This is a genomic window from Alkalihalobacillus alcalophilus ATCC 27647 = CGMCC 1.3604, from assembly GCF_000292245.2.
Classification (GTDB): Bacteria; Bacillota; Bacilli; order Bacillales; family Bacillaceae_D; genus Alkalihalobacillus; species Alkalihalobacillus alcalophilus.
This window is the reverse complement of sequence record NZ_ALPT02000008.1, coordinates 26,516-46,363: the sequence shown is the minus strand read 5'-3', so window position 1 is coordinate 46,363 and position 19,848 is coordinate 26,516. Positions and strand designations below refer to the sequence as shown.

The 19,848-nt window shown below is 38.6% G+C and carries 18 protein-coding genes and 1 riboswitch; of the genes, 17 read left to right on the top strand and 1 reads right to left on the bottom strand.

The annotated features are described in order from the left end of the window. Nucleotides 1–41 precede the first annotated feature (41 nt). From BALCAV_RS03405 to BALCAV_RS03380, 6 genes are all read left to right on the top strand, one after another. Nucleotides 42–686, top strand: a complete 645-nt coding sequence (locus BALCAV_RS03405; protein ID WP_003323903.1) for an SIMPL domain-containing protein — start codon at nucleotides 42–44, stop codon at nucleotides 684–686. Nucleotides 687–804: 118 nt separating this feature from the next. Further along, nucleotides 805–1,806 (top strand): permease, encoded by a 1,002-nt coding sequence (locus BALCAV_RS03400; RefSeq protein ID WP_003323905.1) that lies wholly within the window; start codon nucleotides 805–807, stop codon nucleotides 1,804–1,806. Further along, nucleotides 1,806–2,624, top strand: coding sequence for a TIGR03943 family putative permease subunit (locus BALCAV_RS03395; RefSeq protein WP_003323906.1), 819 nt, complete (start codon nucleotides 1,806–1,808; stop codon nucleotides 2,622–2,624). The genes BALCAV_RS03400 and BALCAV_RS03395 overlap by 1 nt, the downstream gene beginning before the upstream one ends. Nucleotides 2,625–2,710: 86 nt before the next feature. After that, nucleotides 2,711–4,408, top strand: coding sequence for a M3 family oligoendopeptidase (locus tag BALCAV_RS03390; RefSeq protein ID WP_003323907.1), 1,698 nt, complete (start codon nucleotides 2,711–2,713; stop codon nucleotides 4,406–4,408). Between the two features lie 16 nt (nucleotides 4,409–4,424). Then, nucleotides 4,425–5,396, top strand: coding sequence for an AEC family transporter (locus BALCAV_RS03385; protein WP_003323908.1), 972 nt, complete (start codon nucleotides 4,425–4,427; stop codon nucleotides 5,394–5,396). A gap of 19 nt (nucleotides 5,397–5,415) precedes the next feature. Then, nucleotides 5,416–5,883 (top strand): SMI1/KNR4 family protein, encoded by a 468-nt coding sequence (locus tag BALCAV_RS03380; RefSeq protein WP_003323909.1) that lies wholly within the window; start codon nucleotides 5,416–5,418, stop codon nucleotides 5,881–5,883. Between the two features lie 66 nt (nucleotides 5,884–5,949). Here the strand turns inward: BALCAV_RS03380 and BALCAV_RS21965 are convergent, their stop codons facing one another. Further along, the gene (locus BALCAV_RS21965; RefSeq protein WP_152563029.1) at nucleotides 5,950–6,249 is read right to left on the bottom strand and encodes a hypothetical protein; all 300 of its coding nucleotides are present in this window, start codon (nucleotides 6,247–6,249) and stop codon (nucleotides 5,950–5,952) included. 298 nt (nucleotides 6,250–6,547) lie between these two features. On the opposite strand from BALCAV_RS21965, the gene BALCAV_RS03375 reads away from it, so the two are divergent. The 11 genes from BALCAV_RS03375 to ribD all read left to right on the top strand — a co-directional run bounded on the left by BALCAV_RS03375 (nucleotide 6,548) and on the right by ribD (nucleotide 19,848). After that, on the top strand, nucleotides 6,548–7,687 hold the full coding sequence (locus BALCAV_RS03375) for an acyl-CoA dehydrogenase (RefSeq protein ID WP_003323910.1): 1,140 nt from the start codon (nucleotides 6,548–6,550) through the stop codon (nucleotides 7,685–7,687). A gap of 43 nt (nucleotides 7,688–7,730) precedes the next feature. Further along, entirely contained in the window at nucleotides 7,731–9,074 is a 1,344-nt protein-coding gene (locus tag BALCAV_RS03370) for an acetyl-CoA carboxylase biotin carboxylase subunit (RefSeq protein WP_003323911.1), read from the top strand. 21 nt (nucleotides 9,075–9,095) lie between these two features. Next, on the top strand, nucleotides 9,096–9,308 hold the full coding sequence (locus BALCAV_RS03365; RefSeq protein ID WP_003323912.1) for an acetyl-CoA carboxylase biotin carboxyl carrier protein subunit: 213 nt from the start codon (nucleotides 9,096–9,098) through the stop codon (nucleotides 9,306–9,308). A 23-nt stretch (nucleotides 9,309–9,331) separates the two neighbouring features. Beyond that, the gene (locus BALCAV_RS03360) at nucleotides 9,332–10,225 is read left to right on the top strand and encodes a hydroxymethylglutaryl-CoA lyase (RefSeq protein ID WP_003323913.1); all 894 of its coding nucleotides are present in this window, start codon (nucleotides 9,332–9,334) and stop codon (nucleotides 10,223–10,225) included. 43 nt (nucleotides 10,226–10,268) lie between these two features. After that, complete coding sequence (locus tag BALCAV_RS03355) at nucleotides 10,269–11,813, top strand: acyl-CoA carboxylase subunit beta (RefSeq protein WP_003323915.1); 1,545 nt, start codon at nucleotides 10,269–10,271, stop codon at nucleotides 11,811–11,813. A 31-nt stretch (nucleotides 11,814–11,844) separates the two neighbouring features. Beyond that, nucleotides 11,845–13,023, top strand: coding sequence for an acetyl-CoA C-acetyltransferase (locus tag BALCAV_RS03350; protein ID WP_003323916.1), 1,179 nt, complete (start codon nucleotides 11,845–11,847; stop codon nucleotides 13,021–13,023). A gap of 472 nt (nucleotides 13,024–13,495) precedes the next feature. After that, nucleotides 13,496–14,779, top strand: a complete 1,284-nt coding sequence (aceA, locus tag BALCAV_RS03345; protein ID WP_003323917.1) for an isocitrate lyase — start codon at nucleotides 13,496–13,498, stop codon at nucleotides 14,777–14,779. Nucleotides 14,780–14,938: 159 nt separating this feature from the next. Continuing rightward, the gene (locus BALCAV_RS23030; protein ID WP_003323918.1) at nucleotides 14,939–15,061 is read left to right on the top strand and encodes a hypothetical protein; all 123 of its coding nucleotides are present in this window, start codon (nucleotides 14,939–14,941) and stop codon (nucleotides 15,059–15,061) included. Nucleotides 15,062–15,211: 150 nt separating this feature from the next. Next, nucleotides 15,212–17,395 carry a malate synthase G gene (locus tag BALCAV_RS03340; RefSeq protein ID WP_003323919.1) on the top strand — a complete coding sequence of 728 codons (2,184 nt, stop codon included), beginning with the start codon at nucleotides 15,212–15,214 and terminating at the stop codon, nucleotides 17,393–17,395. Between the two features lie 238 nt (nucleotides 17,396–17,633). Then, on the top strand, nucleotides 17,634–18,095 hold the full coding sequence (gene tnpA / locus BALCAV_RS03335) for an IS200/IS605 family transposase (RefSeq protein ID WP_040323512.1): 462 nt from the start codon (nucleotides 17,634–17,636) through the stop codon (nucleotides 18,093–18,095). A gap of 326 nt (nucleotides 18,096–18,421) precedes the next feature. Continuing rightward, a riboswitch (FMN riboswitch) is annotated at nucleotides 18,422–18,574 on the top strand. Between the two features lie 194 nt (nucleotides 18,575–18,768). Continuing rightward, a complete protein-coding gene (gene ribD, locus BALCAV_RS03330) occupies nucleotides 18,769–19,848 on the top strand; it encodes a bifunctional diaminohydroxyphosphoribosylaminopyrimidine deaminase/5-amino-6-(5-phosphoribosylamino)uracil reductase RibD (RefSeq protein ID WP_040323496.1) in 1,080 nt (359 codons plus the stop codon).

Sequence of the window (19,848 nt, the reverse complement as noted above, 5' to 3'; positions counted from 1 at the left end):
CTGACCAAACGGACTTCGCTTTATATTTAAGGAGGTTAATCATGAATCTTGAACATGGAAAAGATCGATTGATTGTATTTGGTACGGGGGAGGTTAGTGCTACACCTGATCAGAGTGTAATCCAACTTGGGGTTGAAACAGAAGGAAGCCTTGTTGAAACGGTGCAAGTTGAAAATGGTGAGAAAATGAATCAAATTATTTCTGCTCTTCAGCAATTAGGTGTTCCAGCAAATGATATTCGTACAATCGAATATCAACTAATACCTATGTATGACTATCAGGATGGCCAGCAAGTATTTCGCTCTTACCGTCTTACTCATATTGTGCAAATAACTCTTGATCAGATCGATTTAACAGGAGAAGTTGTCGATGCGGCTGTATTAAATGGGGCTAATCGTGTGCAGTCAATTCAATTTACGTTACAGGATGAAAAAGCGGCCTATGATGAAGCGTTATTACTAGCGGTTGCTGATGTAACTAGAAAAGCAACGGTATTAACTGCGGAAATAGGTGTTCATTTAGATAAGGTTCCGATTGCAATTAAAGAATTAAGTGCACCTGTTCAACCTTTTACACCTCGCATACATTCATTCGAAGCCTCTTCGCAGACACCCGTCCAGCTTGGGCAATTACAAGTTCAAGCAAATGTGGAGGCCGTTTACGAATATCGACGCTCGTCAGAATAGGCAAGGAATTTTAATAGGTTAAATTAAAAACCAAACAAATCTAGTAAATTCGTTTTCATAAGTTCTATATCCTCTCTATTTTAATAGATATAGTAAAAGAGATGGAAGGGGCGATAGGATGAAAGCTTTTTTTACAGATGTGTTTGGTTTTATTCTTTTAATTGGGATCGTCATTTTACTTGCCGCCTTCCCAGCTTTTAAGCAGGCAGAGTGGTCTTTTGTTTTATCTGAGACGACGGTCTCTTTTTTGACGATTTTCCTTAGTATTTTAATAGAAGCCTTTCCATTTTTACTTGCGGGTGCTCTTATGTCAGCCTTTATTGGTCTTTATATTAAACCAAGCCATATTTCTAAGTGGATTCCAAAACATCCTTTTTTAAGTATAATTCCGGCTTTAATTCTTGCCTGTCTATTACCGATTTGTGAATGTGCGATCGTTCCGGTCATTCGTAATTTCATTCGAAAAGGAGTTCCGATTCATGTTGCAGTTGCTTTTATGACCGCTGCCCCGATTTTAAATCCGATAGTGGCAGCTTCAACGTATTATGCGTTTAATCTCGACTGGTCAATGGTTGGGTGGAGAATGGGGCTAGCGTTTATTTGTACATGCCTCATTGCGATTATCATGTATATTCTTTTTCGTCAGCGGGGGAAAACGGATGTCCTACAGTACGACGAAATGAGTGAACATGAAGAACATGTACATGAGAAAGGGATCAAAGGGATTTTTTATCATACAGCCGATGATTTTTTGTTTATGGCTCGTTATTTTGTAATAGGTGCTTTTTTAGCTAGTCTATTTCAAACCTTTTTTGCAAGGGACTGGCTGGCGTTAACGGGTGATACGACTGTTTTCGGCATTATGATGATGATGGGTTTAGGTTATTTACTCTCATTATGCTCGGAAGCAGATGCGTTTATTGCCGCTTCTTTTGGACGTACTTTTTCTTTTGAAGCGACACTTTCTTTTCTCATTTACGGACCAATGCTTGATTTAAAAAATACACTCATGATGCTTTCGACCTTCAAATGGCGATTTATTATCGCTTTTCATGTAGTTGTGACGATCGTCGTGTTTTTGACAATGCTCGTTATCGCCTTTATTGGGGGAGGATCTTAATGAATAAAATAAATGAAAGCTATTCCTATTTCTCTGGTATTTTATTATTAGGGTTTGGCTTATTATTACTAGCGATGATTTTATCAGGATCGCTTGATTATTATGTGGCTCCTTCTATGCATTTTATTGTGATTATCGGTATGGTCTTTTTCCTTCTATTAGGTCTAAGTCAAATTTGGAGGAGCACAGCCACAGCAAAAGAAACGCACTCATGTAATTGTGTGGCACATGAGGAAACTAAAAAAGGGAAAAATAGTACATTACTATTATTATTTATTATTCTTGTGATCGGATTTATTTTGCCAGATTATGCCCTTTCTACTAAAATGGCTGAACTAAAAGGAATTTCTTATACTTTTCCACTATCGGATGACCGGTTAGAGAAAAATAGCGATTTTATTGAGGAGCATTATACGAGGATTGCGAGGGAAGTTGAGCAAAATGAGAAACTTATTGTCCAGGATGAAATGTTTTTAGATGTACTTGCTCTATTACATTTACGACTAGACTCATATATTGGTAAGGAGATTGAATTTACCGGGTTTGTACATGATGATCCCCTTTTGGAAAAAGGAGAGCTTGCGATTGCACGGTTTGCCTTCACATGCTGTGTCGCAGATGCGATTGGATATGGATTTATCGTTCAATCATCTGAACATAGCGACCATTTAAAATCAGGATGGGTAACCGTTCGTGGAGTTATACAAACAAGAGAGTATGAGGGACAGCTCATTCCACAAATTGATGTGAGTGAGATGATTTCTGTTTATCAACCTGAATTGCCTTATGTTTATCCGACTTTATTAACAGGTAACTAATCGTTGCAAAAAAGAGTTAAAATGTAGGGCAAGCGGTCGTTTTCTAGGCGATTATTTGGTAGGATAAGAGAAAAGGAGCTGAAAAAATGACGAAATTTTATCAAGAAGTGATTGATTTCTCGAATACTCAACAATTATCGGACCAATTTGAACAGCTTTTGAAACTCCCTTTACATTCTACAGAAGAAATTCTTTTTTATTTACAAGAAGAAACCAAACTTCTTGATGCAATTGAGGAGGCATTAACAGGTCATTATATTGATTTTAATAGTTATAATGATAGTGAAGAAGCCAAAAAAGCTTTTGAACAAGATCAAGAAGTAATCGAACCGCTCGTGAAGCAATATGAAGCTAAACTTGATCAAAAACTGCTTGCATCTAAAGCATTAGAGCAGCTCCCAGAAGAAGAGTATGCGTTTATGCTTAAAAGAAAAAAGAATGCCGAAAGTTTGTTTCGAAAAGAAAATGTTAGGCTTGAAATTGAAGAAGATCGACTCGCTACCAACTATTTTGAAATTACAGGAGCCGCGGTTGTCGAGTGGGAAGGGGAGCAGTTAACACTTCCGCAATTGTCTCCTTTTCTACAAGATACAGATCGAAAGAAAAGAAAAAAAGCGATGACGGCCATTCGAGAAACATTTATCGAGTCGGAGGAGCCGCTCCAAAAAATCATGTCCGAACTAATAGAAATTAGGCAGAAAAAAGCAGAGTACGCCAATCTAGCCAATTATCGAGACTATATGTTTAAAAAATACGAACGGTTTGATTATTCACCAGAAGATTGCAAAACATTAGCGGCTAGTATTGCCAAACATGTAAAACCGTTAAAAGAAAAATTACAAAAAGAGCATGCCAAAAAACTTGGCGTTGATACCTATTTACCATGGGATGTATCAGCTGTGTTGGCAGGAGAAGAACGTTTAAAGCCATTTTCAAATACAGCTGAATTGATTGATGGAGTTCGAAACGTGCTTGGAGAATTAGATCCAAGATTTGCTGAATTAATTGAGCAGATGAATCAAAAAGGGATGCTTGATTTAGAAAGTAGAAAAGGAAAGTCTCCCGGTGGTTTTTGTGCTCCGTTACCGATTTCAGAACTTTCCTTTATTTTTATGAACCATGCCAAAACACATGATGATATGATCACTTTATTTCATGAGATGGGACATTGTATTCATAATGATTTTAAAAAAGAATTACCGCTCCAAATTTATCGCGAAACTCCGATGGAATCTAGTGAACTAGCAAGTATGACAATGGAGCTGTTAACAATGGATAAATGGGAACAATTTTATCCAACAAAAGCAGATTTCATGCGAGCGAAAAAAGAGCAAATGAAAGGCATTATTCAATTTTTACCGGTTGGTGTTGTGATTGATCAATTTCAGCATTGGCTGTATGAATATCCGAATCATTCGGTTGAAGAAAGAAATCAAAAATATGCGGAATTGTTAACAGAAATCGATAGTAATTTTGTTGATTGGTCCGGTTTTGAAAAATGGCGTGAAATAGCATGGCTTGGGGTTTTACATATTTTTGAAGTTCCATTTTATTATATTGAATATGTCATTGCCCAATTAGGTGCCGTGCAAATGTATCGTCAGTATAAAGAAAACAAAAATCAAACATTAACAAACTATAAAGAGGCAATGGCTCTAGGAAGTTCAAAATCATTAGCTGAAGTTTATGAAAAAGCGGGGATTCGCTTTGATTTTTCTGAAGAAATGATTAAAGAACTGGTGGAATTTCTTGAAACAGAGTTAACTTTGCTAGAACAAGAATAGTTAGGAAGAAGGAGATATGTTTATTACCTTTTTATTAGCGATTGGAATTATTGTTGGCGGCCTAATTGGAGGTCGCCTCCTTAGGTTTTTAATTGAAACACAGAAGCTCCCGGCACATATTCCTTTAGACAAACTGATCAAAAATATGATCCCCTTTGTTATTTTAGGGTTGAATCCTCTTATATTAATAGGGGCATTTTGGATCGTTGAGATTCAAGAAATGGAGTTTTTATTTTTACCAGTAATCGGTATATTCACGCTATTGTTAGGCGGGGTTTTCGCTCTAATCGCAGCGAGGATTTATCAGCATAATAACAAACAAGCTGGAGCCATGTTTGTTAGCGGTAGTTTTTCCAATCTAGGTTCATTCGGAATGTTATTTTGTTTTTTATTTTTAGGTGAAATGGGATTAGCGATTGCGGCTATGTTCCGATTGTTTGAGGAATTATTTTATTATACCGTTTGTTTTCCCGTTGCAAAGAGATACGGTGAAGCTGAAGAAAAGCAAGCCAAAAAATCAAAAATAAAACAATTAATAAAAGATCCTTTTATTATGGTCACACTTATAGCTGTTTGTCTCGGTGTAGGTTTAAACTTCTCAACCATCGAGCGGCCAGAATTTTTTGGCACCTTAAATGAATTTCTTGTTCCTTTGGCCACTTTTTTATTAGTCGTACCATTAGGGTTTTCAATGAGAGTCAAATCGGTTCGGACTTATCTAAAAGAAGGTTTTACATTAGCTTTTATAAAATCCGCTCTTGTACCAGTAGTGGTTGTAGGAGTAGCCTATCTTTTAGGGTTAGGTTCTTACCAAGATGGTCTCCTACTCAAAGTCATTTTAATCTTAGCGGCAATGCCTCCAGCTGTAATGGCTTTAGTTCCAGCTCAGTTATATAAATTAGAGATCGAGTTAGCGAATGCCAATTGGATTGTCAGCACGTCCATGTTAGTCGTTGTTTTGCCGATTCTTTATTTCTTGATACAATAACGAATATGGGAGTGAGAAGATGAAAAGTTGGACAAAGCAACAATTAAAAGAAGTATGGAAAGAACGTAGTGTATATAAACCAGGTGAAGTGTTAACGAATGAACTTTTGTTCGCGGTTGAAACTAGTCTCAATTTATCTTTGCCAACCCTTTATAAACAATTGATGAAAATCCAAAATGGCGGCGAATTGTCAGTACCAATTTATCCAAGTGAAGAGCTTCCGTATGTGATTCATTATTTGCAAGAAATTGAATTAGAAAAAGGAGTAGGTCTTTCAAAGGTTTTTATTGAAGAGTTTCATTTGCCGAATGAACTTATTTTAATAACAGGTGATCTGTTTAGCTGGTTGGCTTTTGATTATCGTCTGAATTTAGACGAGCCACGTGTTGTCTTTTTTTATGAAGAGGATGGAGTGTGGCAAGAGATTGAAGTGGCCGAGACGTTTGAGCAGTTTATTGGATTATTTATTCAGTATGAAGAGAGTTAAAAACCATTCAATTGAGTGGTTTTTTTATTTTGAATTAGCCTAAAATTTAGCTGATGCTTTTGTTTGTCATGTGAAGTTAAGTAATGAAATGGTTGAAATGCTTAAATTAGGGTGCGAAAAACGTGTGATAAGTAATGATAAGAACGAGTTGCCGAAATTAGGGTGCGAATAACGTGTGATAGGTAATGAAAAAGCTGGGTTGCCGAAATTAGGGTGCGAATAACGTGTGATAAGTAATGAAAAAGCCAGGTTGCCGAAATTACGGTACGAAAAACAGATGATAGGTAATGAAAAAGCCGATTGGCCAAAATTAAGGTACGAAAAACAGAATAAGTAATAAAAAAAAGCGAGCCTACCTAAAATCATTTTCCAAACCCCTAGCACCAAATGGCTTTTAAGGTTTTGCTTGAATTTTCAACTTTGTTTGATTAAGATTAAATTGTAACATTTTAACACACACCTATTTTTACTCATCAAGTCCCCTTTTAAGATGGCTAGCCGATTAATAGTCATGACAAACCGCACCAGTAATTTTCTAACAAAGAACCGAATCCGTAAAACCTACAGTTTGACACCGTTGTAAAAGGCAAAAAGAGAGTTTAATAAGAAAGCGATTGTTCAAAAGAAGTTTTTCTGAAATGCCAATAGAAAGGGTTGAAGCCGTGTGCATTTTGAACTAACGAAGGAACAAGCGATGATTAAGAAATTGATTCGAGATTTTGCTGAAAATGAAGTAGCTCCAGAGGCGGATGAAAGGGATCGAACAGGGGAATTCCCTCTCCCGATTTATAAAAAACTAGCCAAACTAGGGCTAATGGGCTTACCATTTCCAGAAAAGTATGGAGGTGCTGAAGCTGATACGATCAGTTTTGCGATTGTTGTTGAAGAGTTAAGTCGGGTATGTGGTTCAACTGGAATAACGTACTCAGCCCATATTTCACTTGGGGGAGCCCCGTTGCACTTATTTGGAACAGAGGCACAAAAACAAAAATATTTAACGCCGCTTTGTACAGGTGAATATTTAGGAGCGTTTGGTTTAACGGAGCCGAATGCTGGTTCTGATGCGGGTGGAACACAAACAAAGGCGGAACGAAAAGGGGATCATTGGGAAATTACAGGGACAAAATGTTTTATTACCAATGCAAGCTTTGCTAAAAACCTTGCTTTGACTGCGGTGACAGATAAATCTAAAGGGATAAACGGGATAAGTGCTTTTATCGTACCAACGGATGAGCCAGGCTTTAAAATTTATGATCAATATGAAAAATTAGGTCTTCATTCATCAAATACGACTGAACTAGTACTTGAAAATGTAAGCGTTACCAATGAAAGTTTACTAGGTGTGGAAGGTAACGGCTTTAAGCAGTTTCTTGCGACTTTAGATGGGGGAAGAATTGGGATAGGAGCTATGGCTGTTGGAATTGCTCAAGGTGCTTATGAAAAATCATTACAATATGCAAAGGAAAGAAAGCAGTTTGGTCAAAGCCTTTCTCAATTTCAAGCCATTCAATTCAAGTTGGCTGATATGGCAATGAATATTGAATTAGCACGAAATATGGTCTTTAAAGCGGCATGGTTAAAAGATCAAGGGAAAAAGTTTAAAAAAGAAGCCGCGATGGCAAAGTTATATGCTTCTGAGATATGTATGAAGGTTTGTGATCAAGCGATTCAAATTCATGGTGGTTATGGTTATATGAAAGAATACCAAGTTGAACGATTTTTCCGTGATGCCAAACTACTCGAAATAGGTGAAGGAACGTCTGAAGTTCAACGGATGGTCATTGCACGCGAAATTGGTTGTTAAAAGATGTGAAAAAATAACGGACTCTAATAAAAAGGAGACTTTTATGTTTCAAAAAATATTGATTGCGAACCGCGGTGAAATAGCCTCAAGAATTATGAGAACTTGTAAAAAGTTATCAATCAAAACCGTTGCTGTTTATTCAGAGGCAGATAGTGATTCTCCATTTGTAAAAGAAGCAGATGAAGCGTATTTACTCGGTGGGTCTCGTGTATCTGAAAGTTATTTAAACATCGATAAAATCATAGAAATAGCTAAGAAAACAAATGTAAGTGCGATTCATCCAGGCTATGGTCTTTTATCAGAAAATGCTGAATTTGTCCAAAGGTGTGAAGCGGAGGAACTTGTTTTTATTGGTCCTACAGCTGATGTGATTCAAAAAATGGGCAGCAAAATTGAAGCGCGAAAACAGATGAAAAAAGCAGGTGTTCCAATTGTTCCAGGTATTGAACATCCTTTAACAGATGTAAAAGAAGCTCTTTTAGTTGCAGAGGAAATAGGGTACCCCGTTATGTTAAAAGCTTCAGCAGGTGGTGGTGGTATTGGGATGCAACTGGCTTATGACCAAGCAGAGCTTGAAAAAGCATTTGTTGGCAATCAAAAAAGAGCACTCAGCTTTTTTGGAGAAGGTTCGATGTATATGGAAAAATACATTCATAATCCACGCCATATTGAAGTACAAATTTTGGCCGATAAAAGCGGAGAAACGATTTATTTATGGGAGCGTGAATGTTCGATTCAACGACGGCATCAGAAGGTGATTGAAGAAGCCCCATCGGTTTTCTTAACGGAAGAAACACGAAAAGAAATGGGCGAAGCTGCCGTCAAAGCAGCTAGAGCGATTGGTTATGAAAATGCCGGAACGATTGAGTTTATCGTTGATGAACAACAAAACTACTATTTTCTTGAAATGAATACGAGATTACAAGTTGAGCATCCAGTGACAGAGGAGATTACAAAGCTCGATTTAGTTGAAGCTCAAATTGATATTGCTCAAGGTGAACCGATTATTTTGAAACAAGAAGATATTTTAAATAAGGGTCATGCGATAGAAGCACGTATTTATGCAGAGGACCCAAAAACCTTTTACCCTTCGCCTGGTACAATTACAACTTTAAAACAGCCTGAGGGAGAAGGAATTCGACATGAGATGGCAGTGAAAGAAGGATCGGTTGTTACTCCTTTTTATGATCCGATGATTGCTAAATTAATCGTCCATGCTGACACACGAGAGCAAGCGATCGAAAAAATGGTCCACGCTTTAAACGATTACAAAATTGAAGGAATTAAAACCAATATTCCTTTGTTAATGGAGGTTTTTGGGCATCAGGCATTTCAAAAAGGAGATACAACAACAGATTTTCTGAACCGGTATATAACCGTTTCTTAACTTGATAGGAGGAAAAAACAAATGGCACAAGTTAAAGCAAGTATGGCAGGGAATGTTTGGAAGTTACTCGTAAAAAAAGGAGATACAGTTGAGGTTGGTCAAGAGGTCGCCATTTTAGAATCGATGAAAATGGAAATCCCGATTACCGCAGAAGTAGCAGCTGTTGTAAAAGAAGTAAAAACGAGTGAGGGCGAATTTATTAACGAAGGAGATGTCATTTTTGAATTGGAATAACCGAAGCTAGGGGATGTGATTTTGTGAAGTGGACGAAGGAAATCACGCTGAAGGAAGTGGGGCCACGTGATGGTTTACAAAATGAAAAAAAGTGGGTTGCAACAGAAGATAAGATCGCTTGGATTGATAGATTATCAGAAAGCGGCTTAAAGTCGATTGAAGTGACTTCTTTTGTCCCGCCTAAATGGATTCCAGCACTGAGTGATTCTTATGAAGTGGCGACACAAATAAAGCGTGTCAAAGGTGTAACCTATTCAGCTCTCGTTCCAAATCAAAGAGGTTTAGAAAAAGCGATAGAAGCCAAAATCGATGAAGTCGCCGTATTTATGTCAGCAAGTGAAACCCATAACCAAAAAAACATTGCCAAGTCGATCGATGAGACGTTTCCGATTTTAAATGAAGTCGTTCAAAATGCAATTGTGGCTGGAAAAAAAACAAGAGGCTATATCTCAACGGTTTTTGGCTGCCCTTATGAAGGGGAAATCGATTTGGAGCAAGTGATCAAAGTATCGGAAGCGTTATTAGAAAGTGGGGTCGATGAACTTTCACTCGGTGATACAATCGGTATTGCGAATCCTAAGCAGGTCGAGGATGTTTTGAATGTTTTATTAAAAAGGTTTCCAGCAGAAAAAGTAGCCTTACATTTTCATAATACGCGTGGTTTAGGATTAGCTAATGTTGTTGTTGCGATTGAATGTGGCATAACCACTTTTGATTGTTCGACCGCTGGAATAGGCGGCTGTCCGTATGCACCTGGCGCTTCGGGTAATGTCGCAACAGACGATTTATTGTATATGCTCGAACGGATCGGAATTGAGACAGGGGTCAATTTAGAAAAAATTATTGCAGCGGCTCAATTTATTGAAAGCAAGTTAGGGCGTCCTCTCCCTAGTTATAGTTTACAGATGAATAGATAAATAGAATTTTTAGCTAAAGTTTGCTTGATAAGGAGGAAGGCTTATGTCATTAAACACTGAAAAACTCCAACAAGAATTACAAACTAGAATTGAATCCATTCAAAAAGGTGGAGCAGTTAAGTATCACGAAAGCAATGCAAATAAAGGGAAATTATTTGTCAGAGAACGACTGAATCTTTTATTTGATCAAGATTCGTTTGTAGAAGACGGTTTATTTGCTAATTGTGAGTCAGAAGGGTTAGCTGCGGACGGAGTTGTAACAGGCACAGGGAAAATTGACGATCAAACGGTATGTGTGATGGCAAATGATTCGACCATTAAAGCAGGTTCGTGGGGGGCAAGAACGGTCGAAAAAATGATTCGAATTCAAGAAACAGCTGAAAAGTTAAATGTCCCGATCTTTTATTTAGTCGATTCGGCTGGGGCACGTATTACTGATCAAGTTGAAATGTTTCCAGGGAGACGAGGAGCAGGTCGAATTTTCTATAATCAAATAAAATTATCAGGGCGAGTTCCGCAAGTTTGTTTGTTATTCGGACCTTCAGCAGCTGGTGGAGCTTATATTCCCGCCTTTTGTGATATCGTCATAATGGTTGATCAAAATGCTTCAATGTATTTAGGTTCACCGAGAATGGCGGAGATGGTTATTGGCGAGAAAGTCACATTAGAAGAAATGGGTGGGGCGAGAATGCATTGCTCGGTTTCCGGCTGTGGTGATATATTGGCAGCAAATGAACAAGAAGCGATTGCTCTTGGGCGTCAATACCTCTCCTATTTTCCAGCCAATTATTCCAAGCGGCCAGCGATAAGTGAGACGGTGGAGCCAAAGAGTTTTGAGAAGACAATTGAAGATATGATCCCGTCAAATCAGAACATGCCTTTTGATATGTATGAGTTAATTGAGCGCGTTGTTGATGAGGATTCCTTTTTTGAGATTAAGAAATTATTTGCAGCGGAGATTATTACTGGTGTGGCGAGACTGAATGGACGTTCAGTCGGGATCGTTGCAAATCAACCACGTGTTAAAGGTGGGGTTCTTTTCCCAGATTCAGCTGATAAAGTAACAAAGTTTGTGAATTTATGTGACGCTTATCATATTCCTTTGCTTTTCTTAACGGATGTTCCAGGGTTTATGATTGGAACTAAGGTAGAGAAAGCCGGAATTATTCGTCACGGAGCCAAAATGGTTGCCGCGATTTCAGAAGCAACCGTTCCGAAAATTTCGATCATTATTCGTAAAGCTTATGGGGCGGGTCTGTATGCGATGTGCGGCCCTGCCTTTGAACCAGATTGCTGCCTTGCCCTACCTAGTGCACAAATTGCGGTAATGGGGCCAGAAGCTGCGGTCAATGCTGTTTATGCCAAAAAAATAAGTGAGCTTCCAGAGGAACAAAGGGCGGCTTTTATTGAAGAAAAACGAGCTGAATATAAAGCTGACATTGATGTGTATCGATTAGCATCCGAAATGGTGATTGACGGAATTATTCATGGGAACGAATTAAGAGAGGAACTTGTCAAAAGATACGATCTCTATCAGTCTAAGCACATTGATTTTACGAATCGTAAGCACCCTGTTTATCCTGTTTAATTTCAGGATAAAGGAAAGGAGGTTTTAGTCGATGAAATCGGTCATTGTCAGTGGGGCAAGGACGCCGTTTGGGAAATTTGGCGGTCATTTAAGCTCCTTATCGGCCGTTGAATTAGGTGGAATCGCCATTAAAGAGGCGGTTAGTCGAGCCAGTCTTAAAAACGATCAGGTTGATGAAGTGATTTTTGGCCATGTTCTTCAAGCAGGGCAAGGTCAAATCACTTCAAGGCAAGCCGCCAGAGCAGCTGGGTTGCCTTGGCACGTAAAAACAGAGACGATTAATAAAGTATGTGCTTCAGGTTTAAGGGCGGTTTCATTAGCCGATCAGATCATCCGTGCAGGTGATGAAAAAATCATCGTTGCCGGAGGGATGGAATCGATGTCAAACACTCCCTATGTGTTACCAAAGGCGAGGTGGGGAGCACGAATGGGGGATACTCCTCTCGTTGATCTGATGGTTCATGATGGCCTATCTTGTAGTTTTACAGGGGTTCATATGGGGCAATATGGGAATGAGACAGCAGCTCTATTAGAAATATCTCGTGACGAACAGGATGAGTGGGCTTATAGAAGCCACCAGCGAGCTGTTCGTGCGATCGAATCAGGACGACTAGCAGAAGAAATTGTTCCGGTACAAATCCACCCTCGTAAAGGTGAGCCGATTCTAATCGAGAAGGATGAAGCACCACGAGCAAAGGCGAGTTTAGAAGCTTTAGCCGCTTTAAAGCCTATTTTTGGTAAGGAAGGGACGATTACGGCTGGAAATGCACCAGGTGTCAACGATGGGGCAGCAGCCCTTGTTTTAATGAATGAAGAAGAGGCTCATAATCAAGGGATAGAACCGTTAGCAACAATTCTTGGTCATGCTGAGGTTGCTACACAAGCCAAAGATTTCCCGCAAACACCAGGTTTAGTAATTGAGAAGCTTCTTAAGAAAACTGGCAAAAAGGAAAGCGATATTTCATTGTTTGAAATTAATGAAGCCTTTGCCGCTGTTGCCTTGGCTAGTAATAAAATAGCAGGTTTAACCCCTGATAAGGTCAATGTAAATGGTGGGGCGATTGCCCTTGGTCATCCAATTGGAGCTAGTGGTGCGAGGATTTTATTAACACTCGTTTACGAACTGAAACGAAGAGGAGGAGGAATAGGGGTTGCCGCCATTTGTAGTGGTGGTGGCCAAGGAGACGCTGTGATGATCGAAGTTAAGTGAACATGACAAGACAGACTCAAACAGCGAAAGCGAAGCGTTGAGCACATATTCCCTTTCTAATCATCATAAACGATAGATAAAAGACCTGTGAGGAAAAATTCCTCACAGGTCTTTAATAATGTTATTCGTTCATTTTTAAAGTTTATAATCTTGAAATAAATCGGAGGAATAAAAATATTTTTTAATGGAGAAAAAAACCAGAAATATTGATGCATCAACGTTTTTAAGTTCTTCTGTTGCACAACAACTAAATGCTTTAATAGCAATATTCAAACTATTTTAAAAAAACTGTTCACAAAAAACATTAACTGTTATATAATAGATTTAACAAGTTAGGAAGGGGTGTCACATTTCTTTAGATAGATGTAAATAATGGTAAATGTTTGACGCTTATTTTGATGAAATTCTGTTTTAAAAATACTTAAGAAACAAAAAAATGAAATCAAAAACGAGGAGAAAGGCGTGGGGAAACATGGATCATAACCAACAATTACAAGCATTGCAGGAGATGTGGCAAAATGAGAGCCGCTGGAATGGAATTACAAGACCTTATTCAGCTGAAGAGGTATTGAAATTAAGAGGTTCTCTACAAATTGAATATACATTGGCCGAAAGAGGGGCTAAAAGGCTTTGGGAATCGTTGAATGAAGAGGACTATATTCATGCACTTGGGGCACTAACTGGAAACCAAGCCGTTCAACAAGTAAAAGCGGGCTTAAAGGCAATTTATTTAAGTGGTTGGCAAGTAGCAGCAGATGCTAATTTATCTGGACAGATGTATCCGGATCAAAGCTTATATCCAGCAAATAGTGTGCCAGCTGTTGTGAAAAGAATTAATCAAGCCTTGCAACGAGCTGACCAAATTGAACATATGGAAGGTAAAAATGATACAGACTGGTTTGCACCAATTGTCGCAGATGCGGAAGCTGGATTCGGTGGGCAACTAAATGTCTTTGAATTAATGAAAGGAATGATTGAAGCAGGAGCAGCAGGCGTTCACTTTGAGGACCAACTTGCTTCAGAAAAAAAATGTGGCCACCTAGGCGGGAAAGTGTTATTGCCAACACAACAAGCGATTAAAAACTTAATCTCAGCACGATTAGCAGCTGACGTATTAGGTGTTCCAACCGTATTGATTGCTCGTACAGATGCTAATGCAGCTGACTTAATTACTAGTAATATTGATCCTTATGATGCGCCATTTATTACAGAAGAACGAACTCCTGAAGGCTTTTATCGAACAAAACCAGGGATTGATCAAGCGATTGCAAGAGGGCTTGCTTATGCTCCATATGCCGATTTAATTTGGTGTGAAACAGCAGAACCAAATCTAGAGGAAGCTCAAGTGTTCGCTGATGCTATTCATGCTGAGTATCCAGATAAATTGCTTGCCTACAATTGTTCACCATCGTTTAATTGGAAAGCAAAACTTGATGATGAGACGATTGAAAAATATCAAAGAGAACTTGGAACTATGGGATATAAATTCCAATTTGTAACACTTGCAGGCTTCCATGCATTAAATCATAGCATGTTTGAACTTGCTCGAGGTTATAAAGAACATGGGATGGCTGCTTATTCCAAATTACAACAAGAAGAATTTGCGAGTGAAAAATATGGTTATACGGCTACAAGGCACCAACGAGAAGTTGGAACTGGTTATTTTGATGAAGTGTCTCAAATCATAACGGGAGGAACTTCTTCCACAACCGCAATGAAAAACTCAACGGAAACAGAACAGTTTATTTCAAGCTAAAAGAAGTGATGCCTTCAAATCTCCGAGAAGTGGAGGAGGGCAAGCGTGATAGACGCTTAGCCTTTATTTAGAAGGAATACTTCATCTAGTTAGATTGGTTAAAAGCCAATGTGATGGAAGGTTCATTTTATTTATTATCAAAAATAGGGAGGGTTTATTATGAAAACGAAAACAACTAAAACAAGTATGATCATTTGTGCGGATTGTGGTCATCCAGTCAAGACACCAACAGATACGTATATGACAAAATGCGACCATTGTTTAAGAAAAGAAACAGAATAAATTCTACCCTATTTTATATCGTTCACTTCTCGGTCAAAGAACGTTTTCTCGGAATTAAAGACGGAATATTGCGAATTATATTTATGTAAGAAGGGTTGAAGGTATTGAACAACCCTTCTTTTTTTAAAAGTGGTTGGGAGGTATGAATAATTGAAACCGTATAAAAAGATCGGACAAATTCAAGTGGCAGAAGAGCTCGTTCACTTTGTTGAAAACGAAGCGTTAATAGGATTAGATTTAGATAAAGAACAGTTTTGGGCAAACTTTGAAAACCTAATTGAAGATTTAAGCCCAATTAATCATCAATTGTTATCAAAACGAGTGCATTTGCAAGAACAAATAAATCAATGGTATCAAAATAATCGAGAGTTTGAAGCAAAGGCATATCAAGAGTTCTTAACGGAAATTGGTTATTTAGAAAAACGTGTGGCTGATTTTCAAATTACAACAGAAAATGTTGATGAGGAAATTGCTAGGCAAGCTGGTCCGCAACTCGTTGTTCCTTTAGACAATGCAAGATATGCGATTAATGCAGCAAACGCGAGATGGGGGAGTCTTTATGATGCCCTTTATGGAACAAATGTGCTTGATGAAAGTGAAGATACAAAAATAACAGCTCAATACAATCCACTACGAGGGCAAAAAGTAGTCGAGTATACAAAGCAATTTCTCGACCAAGTCATTCCTTTAGAGCAAGGGAGTCATAGTGAAGCTAAACAGTATCAAATCACAGCAGGGACGCTTTCTATTACGTTAGAAAATGGTCAGGTGACTAAATTAAAAGATCCGGAGAAGTTTGTAGGTTATGCCGGTGAAGTGGATGATCCTAAAACAATCCTAGTTCAAAATCATCAACTTCATTTCGAGATTAAAATCGATCGACATGATGAGATTGGTCAGCTTGATCAGGCGGGAATTAAAGATATTATTTTAGAATCGGCTCTAACGACAATCATGGATTGTGAAGATTCAGTTGCGGCTGTTGATACTACTGATAAAGTGCATATTTATCGGAACTGGCTTGGTTTAATGAACGGAAGTCTAACATCAACTTTTACTAAAAATGGAGTGCAACTGCTTCGGCAATTAAATCAAGACCGTCATTATAAAAGAGGGAATGGGGAGGAATTTTCCCTATCAGGTCGCTCCCTCATGTTCATTCGTAATGTCGGCCATCTTATGACTTCCAATCTTATTTTAGATAAGGTTGGTCAAGAAGTGCCAGAGGGTATTATTGATGCGGTCATAACAAGTTTGATTGCGAAACATTCCATTATCGGCTTAAGTGAGCTTAAAAATTCAAAGGAACGTTCGATTTATATCGTAAAACCAAAAATGCATGGTTCCGAAGAAGTCGAGTTCGCTAACCGCATGTTTAATATGGTGGAAGATATGCTAGAAATGGAGCGTTATACATTAAAGATAGGGGTAATGGATGAAGAACGTCGTACATCCGTAAATTTAATTAATTGTATTGAAAAAGTAAAAGAGCGGATTGCCTTTATTAATACAGGGTTTTTAGACCGCACTGGTGATGAAATCTTTACTTCAATGGAGCTAGGACCAGTCGTTCCAAAAGCAGAAATGAAGCAGGAGAAATGGTTACAGGCCTATGAACGGTCAAATGTAAAAAGTGGCTTAAAAACCGGATTCCAACAGCGTGCTCAGATCGGTAAAGGAATGTGGGCGATGCCAGATGAGATGAAAGCAATGTTAGAGCTAAAAATCGATCATCCGAAGTCAGGAGCGAACACAGCCTGGGTTCCATCTCCAACAGCGGCTACTTTACATGCAATTCACTATCACCAAATTAATGTAGTTGATGTTCAAACGAACAAACGTGAAGATAATCATTCGTACTTAGAAGAGATTTTAACACCACCGATTTCAGAAGATCGTGCTTGGGATAAGCAAACGATTCAAAATGAATTAGATAACAATGTACAAGGAATATTAGGGTATGTTGTGCGATGGGTTCATCATGGGGTTGGTTGCTCTAAAGTACCAGATATTCATAATGTTGGGCTAATGGAAGATCGGGCGACATTAAGGATTTCAAGTCAGCATATCGCTAATTGGTTGCACCATCAGATTTGTACGGAAGAACAAGTCATTGACACCTTTTATCGAATGGCTAAAGTCGTGGATGAACAAAACTGTAATGATAAGACATACCGAGTATTAGTTCATAATGGGGAACGTTCTAATGCTTTTGAAGCGGCACTAGAGTTAGTACTTAAAGGTAGAGAACAACCAAATGGTTATACGGAGCCGATTTTACATCGCTATCGACTTAAAGAAAAAGAAGAACATTTACAAAAACAAAGTATATAAATAGAGCAGAACAACAAAGTGCCAAACGTATTCAAATGTTTAGTTGAGCTTGTCGACAAAATCTCGGAAACGAGACAGTTGGCAAGCCTTTTTTTGGTTTTCGAAAACCCCTGGCTATGCCGGGGGTTCAAAAGAGCTTCAAGCGTGGTATTAAAAAAACCTCACTTCCATGGTAGGATAAAGTTGGTTTCCCGACCGCTTCATCTCACCAAAGAAGGAGGTATGCCCTGTGAAGGACATGAATAGTTTAGCACACACAACATGGAATTGTAAGTATCACATTGTGTTTGCACCAAAATATAGAAGACAAATCATCTATGGAAAATATAAAAAAAGTATCGGACAAATCATAAGAGATTTATGTGAAAGAAAAGGTGTAGTAATCCATGAAGCAAATGCTTGTCCGGATCACATCCATATGTTAGTAAGTATTCCTCCAAAGTTAAGTGTGTCACAATTCATGGGATACTTAAAAGGAAAAAGTAGGCTGATGATATTTGATCGGCATGCCAATTTGAAGTATCGCTATGGGAACAGGAAGTTTTGGTGTAGAGGTTTCTATGTTGATACAGTAGGAAGAAACAAAAAACAAATACAAGAATACATTAGGAATCAGCTAAAAGAAGACTATATGGGTGACCAGTTATCATTGTTCGAAGACTATGACCCATTTACTGGTGAGAAAAATAAGAAGAAATAAAGAAATTCTTTAGAATTAGTGAGTGAATGTGGTGCAAGAGGGAAACCGTATCAGTGGGCCTTTAAGGCCAAGGCCGGTAAGAAAGGCTTTCAGCCGCAGAGTAAACCACCAGTTCACACTGGTGGTTTTGATTATGAAAAAACGATTGTGCTTAAATTAGGTTAAAGTATAATTGCTAATTTAGATTTGATTAACAATTGGCCATTGATGAACTAAAATATTGGTTAGGGAGATGATATCAAATTTAATTTCTTGCAATTTCAAAGTGCTGGTGATAAAATTCAAATCAATCCAATGTTTGAACTATAAGTGGAGAAAAATTTCATATAATCCTTCGGGGCGGGGTGCAATTCCCCACCGGCGGTGATGAGGGTTTACCCTCTTAGTCCGTGACCCGCGTATTCGTTTTTTATTAATAAGCGGCTGACCTAGTGTAAGTCTAGGACCGACAGTAATAGTCTGGATGGGAGAAGGAGAGCATGTCTATTTGTTTACACAATCAATCTGTCTTTTTTTGATAGTTTGTTTGCGTCTATTTGCTCTATTTAAAAAAGCGGATCTACCGTTTTATTTAAATATGGCTACATTTAGGCTTATTAAGTGCTATTTTTTACATACCCCCGGGAGATCATATCTTTCGGGGTTTTTTCGTTTTTATTAGGAGGTGATGGAAGTGACGGATCAGGAATATATGGAGTTGGCGATTCGATTAGCTGAAAAAACAGAAGGACAAACGTCTCCAAACCCTGTGGTAGGTGCAGTTGTTGTGAAGGATGGCCAGGTCGTTGGTTTTGGTGCTCATCTCAAACGTGGCGAAGGTCATGCAGAAGTACTTGCCTTGCAAATGGCAGGTGAAAAGGCGGATGGGGCAACCGTTTATGTGACGTTGGAACCTTGTAGTCATTATGGTAAAACCCCACCATGTGCCAATTTGTTAGTCGAAAAGAAAGTAAAAAGAGTCGTGGTCGCGACTGTTGATCCGAATCCACAAGTGTCAGGTACAGGTATTGCTCGTCTAAAAGAAGCAGGCATCGAAGTGACAGTAGGTATATGTGAACAAGAAGCGATTCAATTAAACGAAGTCTTCTTTTATTATATATTAACTAAACAGCCGTATGTCACGTTAAAAGCAGCGATGACTTTAGATGGAAAAATAGCTACGGTTACCGGTGAAAGTAAATGGATTACGAGTGAGGAAGCTCGGGCGGATGTACACCAATACAGACATAAACATGATGCGATTTTGGTAGGGATTGGAACAGTCCTTGCTGATAATCCGACGTTAACAACACGACTTGAATCTGGCGGTAAAAATCCAATTCGAATTGTTTTGGACCGTAAGCTCCGAATCCCACTGGATTCAAAGCTTGTAACAGATGGACTTGCTCCTACTTGGGTGTTTACAAATTCAGAAGCACCTTTAGAAAAAGTGAAAAAGCTGGAAAGTGTAGGAGTGGAAGTTTATCAGATTGGAACCGATTTAAATCATGTGCTCCGTACCCTTGGTCAGCAGGAAATCACCTCCTTATTTGTTGAAGGTGGCTCACAAATTCACGGACAATTTATTGAAAAGAAACTTGTCCAACAAGTTATTACTTATTTTGCCCCGAAGATGCTTGCTGGTGAAATGGCTCCGACTTTTTCAGGCGGAAATGGAATTAAGTCTTTAGCTAATCATTTACGATTAGAATTTGTTACGGTGAAACAGCTTGGACCAGATATAAAAATCATTTCAAAAGTGCTGGAGGGTTGA